Annotated in this window: 17 protein-coding genes; 9 read left to right on the plus strand and 8 right to left on the minus strand. The window is 63.7% G+C overall.

Annotated features, from left to right (window positions below; translation table 11 throughout):
- Nucleotide 1: 1 nt before the first annotated feature.
- The 3 genes from ASE52_RS06405 to icd form a co-directional block, all read right to left on the minus strand.
- Nucleotides 2-415 (minus strand): response regulator, encoded by a 414-nt coding sequence (locus tag ASE52_RS06405; protein WP_057224621.1) that lies wholly within the window; start codon nt 413-415, stop codon nt 2-4.
- Nucleotides 412-2,262 (minus strand): PAS domain S-box protein, encoded by a 1,851-nt coding sequence (locus ASE52_RS06410; protein ID WP_057224622.1) that lies wholly within the window; start codon nt 2,260-2,262, stop codon nt 412-414. The genes ASE52_RS06405 and ASE52_RS06410 overlap by 4 nt, the downstream gene beginning before the upstream one ends.
- A 279-nt stretch (nt 2,263-2,541) precedes the next feature.
- Nucleotides 2,542-3,801, minus strand: a complete 1,260-nt coding sequence (gene icd, locus ASE52_RS06415) for an NADP-dependent isocitrate dehydrogenase (protein WP_057224624.1) — start codon at nt 3,799-3,801, stop codon at nt 2,542-2,544.
- 193 nt (nt 3,802-3,994) lie between these two features.
- Here icd and ASE52_RS06420 point away from each other — a divergent pair, with 193 nt between their 5' ends.
- Together ASE52_RS06420 and ASE52_RS06425 are read left to right on the plus strand one after the other, a co-directional pair.
- Nucleotides 3,995-4,213, plus strand: coding sequence for a hypothetical protein (locus ASE52_RS06420; RefSeq protein ID WP_010459080.1), 219 nt, complete (start codon nt 3,995-3,997; stop codon nt 4,211-4,213).
- Nucleotides 4,214-4,385: 172 nt separating this feature from the next.
- Entirely contained in the window at nt 4,386-4,916 is a 531-nt protein-coding gene (locus tag ASE52_RS06425; protein ID WP_057224626.1) for a DUF192 domain-containing protein, read from the plus strand.
- A gap of 180 nt (nt 4,917-5,096) precedes the next feature.
- On the opposite strand, the gene ASE52_RS06430 is transcribed toward ASE52_RS06425, so the two are convergent.
- Together ASE52_RS06430 and xseA are read right to left on the minus strand one after the other, a co-directional pair.
- Nucleotides 5,097-5,678: a Fe-Mn family superoxide dismutase gene (locus ASE52_RS06430; RefSeq protein ID WP_010458819.1), complete on the minus strand. Its 582-nt coding sequence runs from the start codon at nt 5,676-5,678 to the stop codon at nt 5,097-5,099.
- A gap of 203 nt (nt 5,679-5,881) precedes the next feature.
- A complete protein-coding gene (gene xseA, locus ASE52_RS06435; protein WP_057224628.1) occupies nt 5,882-7,207 on the minus strand; it encodes an exodeoxyribonuclease VII large subunit in 1,326 nt (441 codons plus the stop codon).
- Between the two features lie 352 nt (nt 7,208-7,559).
- Here xseA and ASE52_RS06440 point away from each other — a divergent pair, with 352 nt between their 5' ends.
- From ASE52_RS06440 to adk, 6 genes are all read left to right on the plus strand, one after another.
- On the plus strand, nt 7,560-8,207 hold the full coding sequence (locus ASE52_RS06440; protein WP_010458816.1) for a MotA/TolQ/ExbB proton channel family protein: 648 nt from the start codon (nt 7,560-7,562) through the stop codon (nt 8,205-8,207).
- Between the two features lie 5 nt (nt 8,208-8,212).
- Nucleotides 8,213-8,647: a biopolymer transporter ExbD gene (locus tag ASE52_RS06445; protein ID WP_010458814.1), complete on the plus strand. Its 435-nt coding sequence runs from the start codon at nt 8,213-8,215 to the stop codon at nt 8,645-8,647.
- Between the two features lie 6 nt (nt 8,648-8,653).
- Entirely contained in the window at nt 8,654-9,718 is a 1,065-nt protein-coding gene (gene lpxK / locus ASE52_RS06450; RefSeq protein WP_241776931.1) for a tetraacyldisaccharide 4'-kinase, read from the plus strand.
- 70 nt (nt 9,719-9,788) lie between these two features.
- Nucleotides 9,789-9,971 carry a Trm112 family protein gene (locus ASE52_RS06455; RefSeq protein ID WP_010458810.1) on the plus strand — a complete coding sequence of 61 codons (183 nt, stop codon included), beginning with the start codon at nt 9,789-9,791 and terminating at the stop codon, nt 9,969-9,971.
- Nucleotides 9,968-10,807, plus strand: coding sequence for a 3-deoxy-manno-octulosonate cytidylyltransferase (kdsB, locus tag ASE52_RS06460; protein ID WP_082606779.1), 840 nt, complete (start codon nt 9,968-9,970; stop codon nt 10,805-10,807). The genes ASE52_RS06455 and kdsB overlap by 4 nt, the downstream gene beginning before the upstream one ends.
- A 226-nt stretch (nt 10,808-11,033) precedes the next feature.
- Nucleotides 11,034-11,690 carry an adenylate kinase gene (adk, locus tag ASE52_RS06465; protein WP_010458805.1) on the plus strand — a complete coding sequence of 219 codons (657 nt, stop codon included), beginning with the start codon at nt 11,034-11,036 and terminating at the stop codon, nt 11,688-11,690.
- Between the two features lie 119 nt (nt 11,691-11,809).
- On the opposite strand, the gene ASE52_RS06470 is transcribed toward adk, so the two are convergent.
- From ASE52_RS06470 to ASE52_RS06480, 3 genes are read right to left on the minus strand one after another with little or no spacing between them, the layout of a single operon-like run.
- Nucleotides 11,810-12,283, minus strand: a complete 474-nt coding sequence (locus tag ASE52_RS06470; protein ID WP_057224631.1) for a DUF6152 family protein — start codon at nt 12,281-12,283, stop codon at nt 11,810-11,812.
- 23 nt (nt 12,284-12,306) lie between these two features.
- Nucleotides 12,307-12,729: a hypothetical protein gene (locus tag ASE52_RS06475; RefSeq protein ID WP_057224633.1), complete on the minus strand. Its 423-nt coding sequence runs from the start codon at nt 12,727-12,729 to the stop codon at nt 12,307-12,309.
- A gap of 17 nt (nt 12,730-12,746) precedes the next feature.
- Nucleotides 12,747-13,673, minus strand: a complete 927-nt coding sequence (locus ASE52_RS06480; protein ID WP_082606780.1) for an asparaginase — start codon at nt 13,671-13,673, stop codon at nt 12,747-12,749.
- A gap of 113 nt (nt 13,674-13,786) precedes the next feature.
- On the opposite strand from ASE52_RS06480, the gene lexA reads away from it, so the two are divergent.
- Complete coding sequence (gene lexA, locus ASE52_RS06485) at nt 13,787-14,461, plus strand: transcriptional repressor LexA (protein WP_010458797.1); 675 nt, start codon at nt 13,787-13,789, stop codon at nt 14,459-14,461.
- Nucleotides 14,462-15,153 lie beyond the last annotated feature (692 nt).

Genomic DNA, 15,153 nt, shown 5'->3' on the forward strand with positions numbered 1-15,153 from the left:
GCTACCCCGGGGACCAATGTGAGGCCGTGCCCGGCGGCGCACAGGACGACGAGCCCAGAAACGCCTCGACCTGGCTCACGAAGGTTTCTGGCGTGATGGGCTTGGACAGGTGCTCGTCAAAACCGACTTCAAGCGCCTTCTCGCGGTCGCCCGGCATGGAAAAAGCGGTCACCGCCACCAACGGCACCACACGCCATGTGGGGTGCGAGCGCAGGCTTTGTGCCACCTCATACCCATTCATCACAGGCATTTGCAGATCGCACAGGATCAGGTCGGGCCCTTCGGCCAGCGCCAGCCCCAGGCCTAGCGCACCGTTTTCGGCCAGCAGCACGCGGTGTCCTGCGTTTTCGAGCAGATAGGTGACGAGCAGCCGACTCGCGTCATCGTCTTCAATAACCAGGATCGTGGCTTTCATGGGCTGGTCTCCTGAAATTTCACCGTGAAGGTGCTGCCCTGCCCCTCGGTGCTTTCCAAGCCCACGCTTCCCCCCAGGGCCTCGGCAAGCTTGCGGCTCAGGTGCAGCCCGAGGCCGGTGCCTTCGTGGTGGCGCCGGTCGGCGCTTTCGCCCCTGGAGAAGGCCTCGAAGAGCCGCGATTGCTCCTGCAAGGGAATGCCGGGCCCGGTATCGCGCACCGACACCTGCACGGTGCGCCCTTGGGACGCGGGAGTTTCCTCCAGCACCACATCGACACGCCCCTGTGGCGTGAACTTGATGGCATTGCCCACCAGGTTGATCAGTATCTGGCTGAAAGCCCGGCGGTCGGTGTGCAACTGCACCGCCTGGGCGGGGGCCTGTACGTTGAACACCAGCCCCTTGCGCACGGCCTCCGGCTCCAGCGTGGCGGCGACCTCTGCCACGATGCCGCGGCAATCGAGTGCCTCGACGTGGAGCGACACCTTGTTGGCGCTGAGCTTGGCCACATCGAGCAAGTCGTTGATGAGCGAGAGCAGGTGCCGCGCCCCCGTCTGCACGATGCGCAACTGCTTGTCCTGCTCAGGGTTGAGCGGCCCCGGCAACTGCATCAGCAAGGTGCCCGTGAAACCGATGATGGCGTTGAGCGGGGTTCGCAGTTCGTGGGACATGCTGGCCAGAAAGCGGTCTTTGACCAAGGCCGCATTTTCAAGCTCCAGGTTCTTGTCGCGCAAGGCCCGTTCGATCCGTTTGCGCTCGGTCACATCACGGATCGCGCTGGAGACAAACAGGCCTTCTTCCGTCTCCAGCGGGCTCAGGCTGATCTCGACCGGAAACTCGGAACCATCCTTGCGCAGGCCATACAGATCAAGGCCCGCGCCCATCGAGCGGGAGCGTGGTTCCGCAAAAAAACGGTGGCGATGTTCGGGGTGCCGGCCGCTGAAGCGCTCGGGCACCAGCAGCTCAATCTTCTGGCCCAGGAGTTCGTCGCGGCTCCAGCCAAACAGTTTCACGGCCTGCGAATTGACCAGCACAATGCGGCCCTCCCGGTCGACGATGACCATCGCGTCCGGCGCGGCTTCCAGCAGGTCCTTGAACTTCTGGTCGGCCCGCTTGCGGTCGGTGATGTCGCGGATGGCACTCATCACCATCGCGCCTTCTTCGGTGTGGATCGGGCTCAGGCTGATCTCCACCGGAAATTCCCCACCGTCCTTGCGCAGGCCAAACAACTCCAGCCCCGCCCCCATGGTGCGGGTGCGCGGTGCTCCGAAGAAACCGCTGCGGTGCCCCAGGTGTGCACCCCGGTAGCGGTGAGGCAACAGCACCTCCACCGCCTGCCCCAGCAATTCGGCCCTTTCGTAGCCAAACACGCGCTCGGCCTGGGAGTTCACCAGGACGATGCGGCCCGTCACGTTGACCATCACGATCGCGTCGGGGGTGGATTCGAGCAGGTCACGAAACCGCGCCTCGAGCAGCTTGGCCTCGCGCTGGACCTTGAGCTGGGTGACATCCTTCTTGCTCGACAGAAAGTACAGCAGTTGGCCGGCCTCGTCGTACACAGCCTTGGTGGACACGTTGACGTGCACCAGCGAACCATCCTTGCGACGGCGCACCGACTCATGCACGGTGGTCAAGCCACGCAGGGCCTCCGCGCGGATGTCCGCTTCCTCATGGGACCGGTCCTCGGGAACAATGAGATCAATGAGGGGTCTGCCCTGCGCTTCTGCAGCCGCATAGCCAAAGATCGCTTCGGCAGCGGGGTTCCAGTTGAGCACCGTGCCCTCGGGCGACAGCACCAGCAGCGCATCGGGGTTTTGCTCCCAATATGCGGCAGAAAAATCAGACGCCATGCAGCCCTCCCTGTAGGGACCACCCCCACCTGCATCCCTTTGTAGTGTGTGCGTGCGGATGCAAGCCCCTGCCATCACCAGCCCTGGTCCATGGCTGGCCTCATATTAGGCGGGAAGTCTCCAGATTGCCAACATTCAAATGCCAAGGAGACCCCCTGGCGGCAACGCCAGGGTCGGCACGGCTGCGGGGCCTGCTGCGCATCGGCATGGCCATAAAAAAAGCCCCTGTTCCGCCATGGGAACAGGGGCTTTGTGGGATGCGCAAGCGTTGGTGCAGGTTTACATGTGATCGATCATTACTTGGCCAAAACCCGAACAGCTCACCTGGGTGGCGCCGTCCATGAGGCGGGCGAAGTCGTAGGTCACCTTCTTGGAGGCAATCGACTTCTCCAGCGAACTGATGATCAAGTTGGCCGCTTCAATCCAGCCCATGTGGCGCAGCATCATTTCGGCAGAGAGAATCTCGGAGCCGGGGTTCACGTAGTCCTTGCCTGCGTACTTCGGGGCCGTGCCATGCGTGGCTTCAAAACAGGCCACGGAGTCAGACATGTTGGCGCCAGGCGCAATGCCGATACCGCCCACTTGCGCTGCGAGCGCATCGGAGATGTAGTCACCATTGAGGTTGAGCGTGGCCACCACCGAGTATTCGGCGGGACGCAGCAGGATCTGCTGCAGGAAGGCATCGGCGATGCTGTCCTTGATGGTGATTTCCTTGCCGGTCTTGGGATTCTTCAGGCGGCACCATGGGCCGCCGTCAATCAGCTCGGCGCCAAATTCCTTCTGCGCCAAGGCGTAGGCCCAATCGCGGAAGCCACCTTCGGTGTACTTCATGATGTTGCCCTTGTGCACGATGGTCACGCTGGGCTTGTCGTTGTCGATGGCGTACTGGATGGCCTTGCGCACCAGGCGCTCCGTGCCCTCGATGGAAACAGGCTTGACGCCGATGCCCGAGGTGTTGGGAAAACGGATTTTCTTCACGCCCATTTCATCCTGCAGGAACTTGATGAGCTTCCTGGCCTTGTCGGATTCGGCTTCGAACTCGATGCCGGCGTAGATGTCTTCCGAGTTCTCGCGGAAGATCACCATGTTGGTCTTCTCGGGCTCCTTGAGCGGCGATGGCACGCCCTTGAAATACTGCACGGGGCGCAGGCAGACATATAGATCCAGCTCCTGGCGCAAGGCGACGTTCAACGAGCGGATGCCGCCGCCCACGGGCGTGGTCAGTGGGCCCTTGATCGACACCACATACTCGCGCAGCACCTGCAGGGTTTCTTCCGGCAGCCAGACATCGGGGCCGTAGACCTTGGTCGATTTCTCGCCCGCATAGACCTCCATCCAGCGGATCTTTTTCTTGCCGCCATAGGCCTTGGCCACGGCGGCATCCACCACCTTGATCATCACGGGCGTGATGTCCAGGCCGGTGCCGTCGCCTTCGATGAAGGGGATGATGGGCTCGTCCGGCACATTCAGGGACATGTCGGCATTGACGGTGATTTTCTGGCCTTCAGCAGGCACCAAAATGTGCTGGTAGGTGGTCATGGGTGAGATGTCTCCTGTGTGCGCCAAAACGGATTCGGCAGATACGGCAAAGCAGTGTGGTTTCGAACCATTCTAATGACAAAAATTTTCGCCCAAGCCCCTGTCAACGCACCGCGCGCTGCTATCGTTGCGAGTGGAGCCGTACGGTTTTCGTGCGGCCCTCAACCCTTCGTTCACACTGGAAACGGCATATATGAAAAAACTCCTCGCTGTCCTCGTGGCCGGTCTGTTCACCGCTGGTGCTTTTGCACAGGCGCCTGCAGCCGCTCCTGCCCCCGCCACTGCACCCGCAGCCGCCCCCATGGCTGCCCAGGCTCCTGCACCGGTAGCCAAGACCAAGGCAACCAAGACCGCCAAGAAGAAGACCACCAAAAAGGTCGCCAAGAAAAAGACGGCCCACAAAGCCGCCTGAACCCGGGAACAGAGACATGGTTGAGGCCTCCAACCTCCTCCCAGGTCCCCGTTGATTCAAAATCGCCCGCAGCTGCGGGCTTTTTTATGGGCAGGGCCGCGCTGCGAACTTTCCGCCCGCCATGCAATCAGCCCATCGTGTTCGTATCCGTGTTGATCAGAAAGCCTCTCCCATGACCGCCTTTCGCGCCGCCCCGCCCCCCACCACCGGGACCACACGCCTCGAGCGTCTGGACTGCCTTGCCCGCCGCGCCACCTGCGCCCTGGGTTTGGCCATGCTGGCCGGACTCACGCTGCCCGCAGTGGCCACGGCCCAGGAAGGGCCACAACTGAACCTGCAGCGGATCGAACTCACCGCAGGCATGCACCGCATCGACGCCCAGGTGGCCCAGGCACCCCAGGAGCGCCAGACTGGCCTGATGTTTCGCAAGGAGATGCCACAGCACGAGGGCATGCTGTTCGTGTTCGAGCAAGCTTCGCAGCAGTGCTTCTGGATGAAAAACACGCTGCTCCCGCTCACGGCCGCTTTCGTGGCGGATGACGGCACCATCGTGAACCTGGAGGACATGAAGCCCCAGACGCTGGACTCGCACTGTTCCACCAAGCCCGTGCGCTACGTGCTGGAGATGAACCAGGGCTGGTTTGCCAAGAAGGGCATCAAGGCCGGCACCAAGCTCGCAGGCGCGCCGTTCATCCGCAAATAACAGGGCCAAGCCGGGCCTTGTTTGCTATATTTTTAATAGCAATTACCGCTTGATAATCAAGCGCTAGCAGCCCATGGGGCTTGAAAATCGATTGAACAATCGAACCTCCCAACAAAAAACGGCCCGAGGGCCGTTTTTTGTTGGTTCGCCAGCTGGTTCACCCAGCGGGCCCGCCGTGCATCAGGCGAAGTTGGCTTCCGCAAACTTCCAGTTCACCAGGCTTGAGAGGAAGGTCTCGACGAACTTGGGGCGCATGTTGCGGTAGTCGATGTAATACGCGTGTTCCCACACGTCCACGGTCAGCAGCGCCTTGTCGGCGGTGGTCAGCGGCGTGCCGGCGGCGCCGGTGTTGACGATGTCCACGCTGCCGTCAGCCTTCTTCACCAGCCAGGTCCAGCCCGAACCGAAGTTGCCCACGGCGCTCTTCACAAACGCTTCCTTGAAGGCGGCGTAGCTGCCCCACTTGGCGTTGATGGCCGCAGCCAGCGCGCCGGATGGCTCACCGCCACCTTGGGGAGCCATGCAGTTCCAGAAGAACGTGTGGTTCCAGATCTGGGCCGCGTTGTTGTAGATGCCGCCGCTCGACTTCTTGACGATCTCTTCGAGCGTCATGGCTTCAAACTCAGTGCCCTTTTGCAGGTTGTTCAGGTTCACCACGTACGCGTTGTGGTGCTTGCCGTGGTGGTACTCCAGAGTCTCCTGGCTGTAGTTCGGCGCCAGGGCATCGATGGCGTAGGGCAGCGGGGGAAGGGTATGTTCCATGGTGGTGTTTCCTTGTGGTTTGAAATTCCGGGATGCCATCTGCAACGCTTTCTTTCCTGAGCAATGCAGTCGGACACAGCGCGAAGGGGGCATTGTAGGAACATCAGCAGACCTGTGCAGCGTGAGGCCACCCAGATCCGGCCCGCAGCACCACAAACCGCCGCTGTCCTACAGCAACAAGCCCACCCGACGGCATCAAGACATCACAGCAGGCGCGGCTGGGCCACCGTCATGTCCACCACGCCGTCGGCCAGTGTTGCGCGCAGGGCATCGCCAGGGTGGGCCTGGCGCACGCTGGTCACGGCCTGGCCCTCGGTGTCGGTCAGCAGGGCATAGCCGCGCTGCAGCACCAGGCGCGGGTCCAGCAGATCCAGCCGCAGGGCCGCACGGTCCAGACGCTCGGCCTGCTGCACCAGGCGCCGCTGCATTTTTTGAGGCAAATCGGCCTCCAGCGCTTTCTGTGATTGCGCAAGCCGCTGCAATTTTAATAGCACTCCGTGGCGCATGCGCTGGGCCAGGCGCGCCAGCTGCATTTGCTCGCGGGCCACCAGGCCCGACGGGCGGCCCAGCCGCGCCGCGGCCTGGTCCAGCCGCTGGTGCCGTGCGTCGAGCTGGCGCTGCACACCGTCGCTGATGCGTCCAGCCAGCAGCCCCAGCGCACCCAGCCACACATCGCGGGGCTGGGCCACCAGCTCCGCGGCGGCGGTGGGCGTGGGCGCCCGCAGGTCGGCGCAGAAGTCGGCGATGGTGAAGTCGGTTTCGTGCCCCACGCCACACACCAGCGGCACCGGGCTTTGCACGATGGTGCGGGCCAGTTGCTCGTCATTGAAGGCCCAGAGGTCTTCGATGGAACCGCCCCCCCGCACCAGCAGGATCACGTCGATGGGCGGATTTTTGGCAAAATCAGCCCCTGGCGCTTGTCCAGCTTGCGCGAGCAGATACACTTTTGATAGCGCAGCCACCAGCGCAGCAGGCGCTGCAGCCCCCTGCACTTGCGCAGGCACCAGCACCACCGGAATGTGGGGCACGCGCCGGCGCAGCGCGGTGACCACATCGTGCAGGGCCGCCGCCCCGGTGGACGTGACCAGGCCAATGCCACGCGGCTGCAAAGGCAACGGGCGCTTTCGGGCGTTGTCAAAAAGTCCTTCAGCGTCCAGTTGGGCCTTCAGGCGCAGAAACTGCTCAAACAGCGCGCCCTGCCCGGCCCGCTGCATGCTTTCCACAATGAACTGAAGATCGCCGCGCGCTTCGTACACCCCCAGACGCCCCCGCACTTCCACCAATTCGCCATCGCGCGGCGAAAAGTCAAGCAGGCCGGCGGCACGGCGAAACATGGCGCAGCGCAATTGGCCGTTGGCGTCCTTGACCGAAAAGTAGCAATGCCCGCTGGATGCGCGCGAGAAGCCCGTAATCTCGCCGCGCACCGCGACAGGATTGAAGCGCGCCTCCAGAGCATCAGCAATGGCGCGGCACAGCGCGCCAACCTCCCACACACGGGGCGCCACTGCTGGGCCTGGGCGCTCAGACATTAGAAACGGCGGGCGTTTGCGCCCCATTGGAAGCCGGAGTACTCCACAGAATCAGGCCAGCGGAGGGGCTCGACATCGGCACGTTACAAATGGGCTGCAAAACACGAGCGCACGTGCAAGTTATTGATTTATATGGTTTTTTCACTGCACAATTTTTCATCAATCTGTTGCAAGCACGGCGGGACGCCACTTTGCGGGGTTGCAGAACCGGGTTGCCCACAAAGTTATCCACAGTTTTTGTGGGTGAGCAGACGGGGCAGTGGCGCGCACAGCAACGTAACGGTTTGTGACGAAGTGGGCCCTGCAAGCTGGGCCATAATCGCCGATTGCTTTCATCTGCGCGGAGAGAGATTTGCTGTCCATCATACAAGCCGCAGGCTGGCCCATCTGGCCCCTGATTGCGTGTTCCATCCTGGGAATGGCGCTGGTTTTCGAACGCTTTGTGGCCCTCAAAACGGCCCGTGTCGCCCCCCCCAAACTGCTCGATGAAGCGATCACGGTCTCATCCAAGGCCGTACCCACCCCCGACGTCGTGAACCAGCTGGCGCAAAACTCCGCCCTGGGCGAGGTGCTGGCCAGTGGCCTGCGCACGCTCAACAGCAACCCCCAGTGCAGCGAGACCGACCTGCGCGCCGCCATGGAAGGCGCCGGGCGCGCCGTGGCCCACCGGCTGGAGAAGTACCTGGCGGCCCTGGCTACCATCGCCTCGGCCGCGCCGCTGCTGGGCCTGTTGGGCACGGTGATCGGCATGATCGAGATCTTCGGCTCCCAATCCGGCAGCGGTGGCGTGGGCCAGGCCATGGGTGGCGGCAATCCGGCCCAGCTGGCACATGGCATTTCGGTGGCGCTGTACAACACGGCGTTCGGACTGATCGTGGCCATTCCGGCGCTGATCTTCTGGCGCTACTTCCGCGCCCGGGTGGATGCCTACCTGCTCACCCTGGAATTGGCGTCGGAACAATTCGTCCGCCACATCCTGCGTCTGCGCAAAGCCAAATAAGCTCCATGAACTTCCGCCCCCGCGCCAAGGAAGAGCCGGAGATCAACCTGATCCCGTTCATCGACGTGCTGCTGGTGATCCTCATCTTTCTGATGCTGACCACCACCTACAGCAAGTTCACCGAGCTGCAGCTCACGCTGCCCGTGGCCGATGCCGAGCAGCAGCGCGACCACCCGAAGGAAGTCATCGTGTCCGTGGCCGCCGACGGGCGCTATGCCGTCAACAAGGCGGGCGTGGACGGCAAGAGCGTGGATGCAATTGCGCAGGCCTTGCGCAGCGCCGCCAGCGCGGGCCCGGGCAGCGTGGTCATCATCAGTGCCGATGCGATGGCGCCGCACCAGTCCGTGGTTTCGGTGATGGAGGCCGCGCGCCGCGTGGGCCTCACGCAGATCACGTTTGCCACGCAGTCGTCGGCCGCGGCGCGCAGCACCAGCCGCTGACACGGCATGGCTGCCCCCGGGCCGCAGCCGCCCTCACCCTCTTCGTCAGCCGCAGCACGCGACACCGTTTTACCCCAGGCCACGGGGTTGCAAAAGACCTGGCAAACGCGCGGCCCGGTCGCTTTGGCACTGTGGCCGGTCTCGCTGGCGTACCGAACATTGGTAGGCATCCGACACGCTCTTTATCGCATGGGCATGCTGAAGGCGGAACACCCAGGCCGCCCCGTCATCGTCGTGGGCAATGTGATTGCCGGAGGCGCTGGAAAAACCCCCGTGGTCATTGCCCTTGTCCAGCACCTGCAAGGCCTGGGCCTGCGCCCCGGCGTGGTTTCGCGCGGCTATGGCCGCAGCACCACCGACTGCCGCGCGGTAGCGCCCGACAGCCCGGCCCGCGAGGTGGGCGATGAACCCGCCCTCATCGCGCGCAGCTGTGGCGTGCCCGTGTTTGTTGCGCCCCACCGCATCACCGCCGCCCGCGCCCTGCGGGCTGCTTCCCCCGACACCGACGTGATCGTGTGCGACGACGGCCTACAACACCTGGCCTTGTCACGCGACCTGGAGGTCTGCATCTTCAACGAACAGGGCGTGGGCAACGGCTTCCTGCTGCCGGCGGGGCCCCTGCGTGAGCCCTGGCCACGCGCGGTGGATTTTGTGCTGCATGCAGGGGGTCTGCCGCCTGGAAGCGACCCCGCCCATGCCTACGGCCTCAAGCGCCGTCTGGCCCCCTACGCCCTGCGTGCGGACGGCACCCGGGTACCGCTGTCTGACCTGCACGGCCAGCCGCTGCACGCCGTGGCGGCCGTGGCACGCCCCGAAGTGTTCTTTGCCATGCTGCAGTCCGAGGCACTGCAACTGGCACACACGGAGGCCTTGCCAGATCACTACAATTTTGATAGCTGGAACCGTAATCCTGAAAAGCGCTACACGCTTGTTTGCACAGAAAAAGATGCCGTCAAGCTCTGGCGGTACCATCCGGACGCACTGGCCGTGCCCCTGCAATTGCAGATTGAACCGGCTTTTTTTGCGGCGCTGGATGCGCGGCTGCAGGCCTTGGGCGTCCGCAGCCATTGACGATTCACCGCCCGGGCCGCCGCTATCATCCCAGCCTGCCTGAACGAACCTCCTGGAAAGCGCTGTCACCATGGATCCCAAACTGCTTGAACTGCTGGTCTGCCCCGTCACCAAAGGCCCGCTGACCTACGACCGCGATGCCCAGGAACTGGTCTCCCGCAGCGCCCGCCTGGCCTATCCGGTGCGGGATGGCATCCCGGTGTTGCTCGAAAACGAAGCCCGCACGCTCACCGACGAGGAACTGGAGCAGTGAGCAGCGCAGGCGCAGCCCCCATCGCTCCAGGCGTTGCGGCGGCGGGCAGCCACTTCACGGTGCTGATCCCGGCCCGCATGGCATCCAGCCGCCTGCCCGACAAACCCCTGGCCGATATCGCAGGCCTGCCCATGGTGGTGCGGGTGGCCCAGCGTGCCGCCCAGAGCGCGGCAGCCCGCGTGGTGGTGGCCGCCGATGACCCCCGCATCCTGCAGGCATGCGCCGCCCATGGCGTGCAAGCGATACTGACCCGCGCTGACCACCCCAGCGGCAGCGACCGCCTGGCCGAGGCCTGCACACAACTGGGCCTGGACGGGGACGACGTGGTCGTCAACGTGCAAGGCGATGAACCCCTGATGGATCCCGGCCTCATCAACGCCGTCGCGGCCTTGCTGCCTGCCCGCGCTGAGGCCAGCATGGGCACCGCAGCCCACGCCATTGCATCCCTGGCCGACTACACCAACCCCAATGTGGTGAAAGTGGTGCTCGACGCGCGCGGCCTGGCGCACTACTTCAGCCGGGCGCCCATCCCTTTTGCGCGTGATCATGTGGGTTCGCCCTGGTGGCAAGGCGCTGCACACGCGGCGGCACCCGGCGTGGCGGCCCTAGCGGGGTTTGTGCCATTGCGGCATGTGGGCATCTACAGCTATCGCGCAGGCTTCCTTCGGGAATTTCCGACCCTGGCGCCCGCCCCCACCGAGGCGGTGGAAGCGCTGGAGCAACTGCGCGCGCTGTGGCACGGCCACCGCATTGCGGTGCACCTGGCAGAAACCGCCCCGGGCCCGGGTGTGGACACGCCCGAAGACCTGGAGCGGGTGCGCGGCCTTTTTCGCTGAGGTGGCGCCCGGCTGCGTGTGATGCACCTGCCAGCTCCATGCAGCGGCTCTCCACGCTGCGGCACCCTTGCCAAAACCGGTGCAGGGTGTAAGTCAGCGCAAGGAGTCGCATGCTATCCTCGCCCGCAACGAGAGCACCGCATCCCGGGCGCACAGAACGGCTTCAGGCGCCCTTCGAACGTCCCCGCCAGCGGCGCCAACCGATTTCTAACCTTCGAGGACTTCCATGAGACTGATTCTGTTGGGCGCGCCTGGCGCCGGAAAGGGCACGCAAGCCACATTCATCTGCCAGAAGTACGGCATCCCGCAAATCTCCACCGGCGACATGCTGCGCGCCGCCGTCAAGGCTGGCACGCCTCTGGGCCTGCAGGCCAAGGCCGTGATGGATTCGGGTGCCCTGGTCAGTGACGACATCATCATCGGTCTTGTGAAGGAACGCATCACGCAGCCCGACTGCGCACAGGGGTTCCTGTTCGACGGTTTTCCGCGCACCATTCCCCAGGCAGACGCCATGAAGGCGGCCGGTGTCAAGCTCGACTACGTGCTCGAAATCGATGTGCCTTTTGACGCCATCATCGAACGCATGAGCGGCCGCCGCTCGCACCCTGCCAGCGGCCGCACCTACCACGTCAAGTTCAACCCACCCAAGGTGGAAGGCAAGGACGACGTGACGGGCGAAGAACTGATCCAGCGCGAGGACGACAAGGAAGAAACCGTCAAGAAGCGCCTGCAGGTCTACAGCGACCAAACACGCCCGCTGGTGGACTACTACAGCAACTGGGCCAAGGCCGAGCCTGAGGTTGCACCCAAGTACCGCGCCATCAGCGGCACGGGCAGCGTAGACGAAATCACGGCACGCGCGCTGCAGGCACTCGCCAGCTGACGCGTGGGGCACACGCCCCCGAAACCAGCGACGCCCAGGCACCCCGGGCGTCGCTTTTTTTATGCGGCGAAGGCAACCGCTTCAGGGCTTCCATCTGGAAGCCAGGCCATCCTGGTTATTCAGGCTGGGCTGGAGCGCAATCCGTAGGTCTTGCCATCCACAAACAGATACTCCGCCCGCAGCACCGCATCGCCCTTCTCTTCACGCAGGGTAAAGCCCACCACCGATACCACCGCGCCGGTTTTGATCTCCTGCACCTGCCAGGCCTGCATGCGGGTCAGGGGCGCCAGTTCGACCTCCCAGCGGCGGTCTTTGCGGTTGGGCAACACCGCCTTGGCCAGCAGGGCCTTGCCGTCCACGGGGGAGGTCTGGGCCGGCACCACGCGCTGGGCCAGATCCACAGGCAGCTTCAGTTCGGCAGGTATCTCCAGTTCCAGCTCGGCATGCGGGTTTTGCCAGCGCACCTTGAGTACCTTACCTTCCAGATAGATGGGACGCTCAGGATCAAAACTGCTCCAGCCGTGGTGGGCGTGCACCCCCAGCGGAACGGCGGAGGCGGCCAGGAGCACGTGGCGGCGTTGCAGGTGGGTCATCGATTCTCCCCTTGTCGTGTCGATCAGAGATAGGCAATCCAGCGGCCACAGACCACCACAGCCAGCCAGATCATGGTGGAACCCAGCATCTGCACCCGGGCCAGACCGTCCAGGCGCGCCAGCGAACCCCGCCCATGGAACCACGCGGCGTTGCAGCCTGCAAGCATTAACAGCAGCATCTTCAAGGTGAATGCGCGGCTGGCGAGCAGTTCGGCAGGCTGCGTGGCAAACATCAAGAGACCCGACGCAGCCGCCAGTCCAAAACCACACAACGCCAGCGACAGGCTGAGCCGCGCAAGGTCCTTGACGGGCAATGCCGCCCCGAGACCAAACACCCGCAGCTCCAGCAAGACCAGATTGCCCAGCAGCAAGGCAATGCCCACGATGTGCACCACCTCCAGCGCCGGGTAGGCCCACGCATGGGTCTTGAGGGCAGCAAAAAACATCGGGGCGGCCTTGTTTCTCAGTGCAGCAGTTCCAGCATCAGCGAGATCCTGGCTTTCAAGGGCGAGAGTCCTCTGGAGTCGGGCAACGCATCCCCCGGCTTGGGCAGCACCTGCCCCTCGGGGCAACGTGTGGACCGCACCACCCGCACACCCACATCCTGTGCACGCAGCAACGCGGCCTCCAGAGCGTGGTGGATGGTGCCATTGCCCGTACAGGCCACCACCAGCCCCTGGACCCCATCACGCACCAGCGCATCCACCATGGCGCCCGATGCGCCAGCGTGGCTGACGAGCACTTCCACGCGGGGCCAGGCAAAGGAGGATGCTCTATTTTTAATAGCATTAAATGCAGATTTACCAAGCGCTGGCGGCCAATCCTGCACCAGGCGGGGAATCCCCTCCTCCACCCAGCCCAAAGGGCCAGCCTCGCCCGAGTTGAACGCATGCACCCGGTAGGGGTGCACCTTCTGAACCTGCCGCGCCCCATGGATTTCCCCAGCGGCCACCACCAGCACACTCCGTGCACCGGGTGTAACCGCCACGGCAACAGCATCCAGAAGATTCTGCGGGCCGTCGGGCGTGAGCGCTGTCGCTGGGCGCATGGCGCAGGTCAGCACCACGGGTTTCGCCCGGGTATCCAGCACTTCGTGCAGGAACCAAGCCGTCTCCTCCAGGGTGTCGGTTCCGTGGGTAATGACTACACCACGCACCTCCGGATCTTCCAGGTGGTGTGCGCAGCGCAGCGCCAGCGCATGCCACACCTGGCCATCCATGTCCTTGCTGTCGATCTGGGCCACCTGCTCCGCCACCAGCCCGCCCTGCGCCGCCTGTTGCAATCCGGGAACGGCCGCAAGCAGTTGCTCAACGCCCACCTGTGCAGCGGTGTAACCAATGTTGTCACCAGCCTGCGCGGATGTGCCCGCAATGGTTCCCCCGGTGCCCAAAACTACAATTTTTTGCCCACTCACTTGCGTACTCCGAAAAACTGGTGAAAAATACAGTTACTGGATTAAAAAACAGTTGTCCTTCACTGTAGCCGCCTCCACCGGAAACCACCATGCTCGACAACCCGAAACTCACCGCCCGCCAGCAACAGATTCTGGATCTCATCCAGACGGCCATTGCACGCACTGGTGCGCCTCCCACCCGCGCAGAAATCGCGGCCGAACTGGGGTTCAAGTCGGCCAATGCGGCCGAAGAGCATCTGCAGGCATTGGCACGCAAGGGCGTGATCGAACTGGTCAGCGGCACATCCCGTGGCATCCGTCTGCGCAGCGACACGGTGCGCTCCATCAATGCAGCACGTGGCAGCCAGTTCAACCTACCCATTCCCGGGCTTTCACAGCTGGTTCTGCCTTTGGTGGGACGCGTGGCGGCGGGCTCGCCCATTCTCGCGCAGGAACACGTTGACCAGACCTACAGTGTGGAAAACAGCCTTTTCCATCACAAGCCCGATTACCTGCTCAAAGTGCGCGGCATGTCCATGCGCGATGCCGGCATCATGGATGGCGACCTGCTGGCCGTGCAGTCCACCCGTGAAGCCCGCAACGGCCAGATCATCGTGGCCCGCCTGGGAGACGACGTGACGGTCAAGCGCCTGCGTCGCACCGCCACGGCCATCGAATTGCTGCCCGAAAACCCAGATTACCCGGTCATCGTGGTGCAGCCTGGCGAACCGTTCGAGATCGAAGGTCTCGCGGTCGGACTCATCCGCAACACCATGCTGATGTAGCCACAGCGCTCCATCACATTCATTCCCTAGTTAGCTGCCGCACTGCAGGTGGCGGGCGTTTGGTGTACCGGTAAAACAGGTACGCCAGCCCTGCGGTGCCGGTTCGATTTGCAATCCTGCCTATGTCCAACCCCCGACCTTCGGAGTTTTCACATGGGAATTGCCTTGACCACCTTTTCTGCACTCTCCACCCCACTGCGCTCACTGACCCGCTGGCTCCATCACGCAAGCCCTCTCAAAATGCAGTCTGCGGCAGACTCATCCACAGCCGATGCCCATCCCGAAGATGCGGCCCGGGGCAGCAGCCACAGTGATGCAGGCACCCGCAAGCCCCACCAACGCCCCGCGGGCATCCCGCACCAGCGCCCGCTGCGTGGCAATTGGCCTTTTACGGTCAATCCTCAGACACCGCCCACCGAAGCCCCAACTCGACTGGCAACCACCAGCGGCGGAGTGTTCACGTCTTCGCCTGCGACCACCCGCAACCCCTGTGGATCACCGTGGTCGGCAGAAGGCTCTGCCAGCAGGACGGCCAAGGTCCTGCGCCGAGCCCCAGCATCGGGCGGCTCGGGCCGGCTGGTGATCGCTGGCCGCATGGCGGATGTGTGCGCTGAGTTGGACCGAATGGCCGCATCAGAGGCAGCGCTGCAAACCTGTTGAGGCGGCGCCATCTCTCACAACGAGCCATTGAT

It is taken from the genome of Acidovorax sp. Root275 (genome assembly GCF_001428965.1).
Classification (GTDB): Bacteria; Pseudomonadota; Gammaproteobacteria; order Burkholderiales; family Burkholderiaceae_C; genus Acidovorax; species Acidovorax radicis.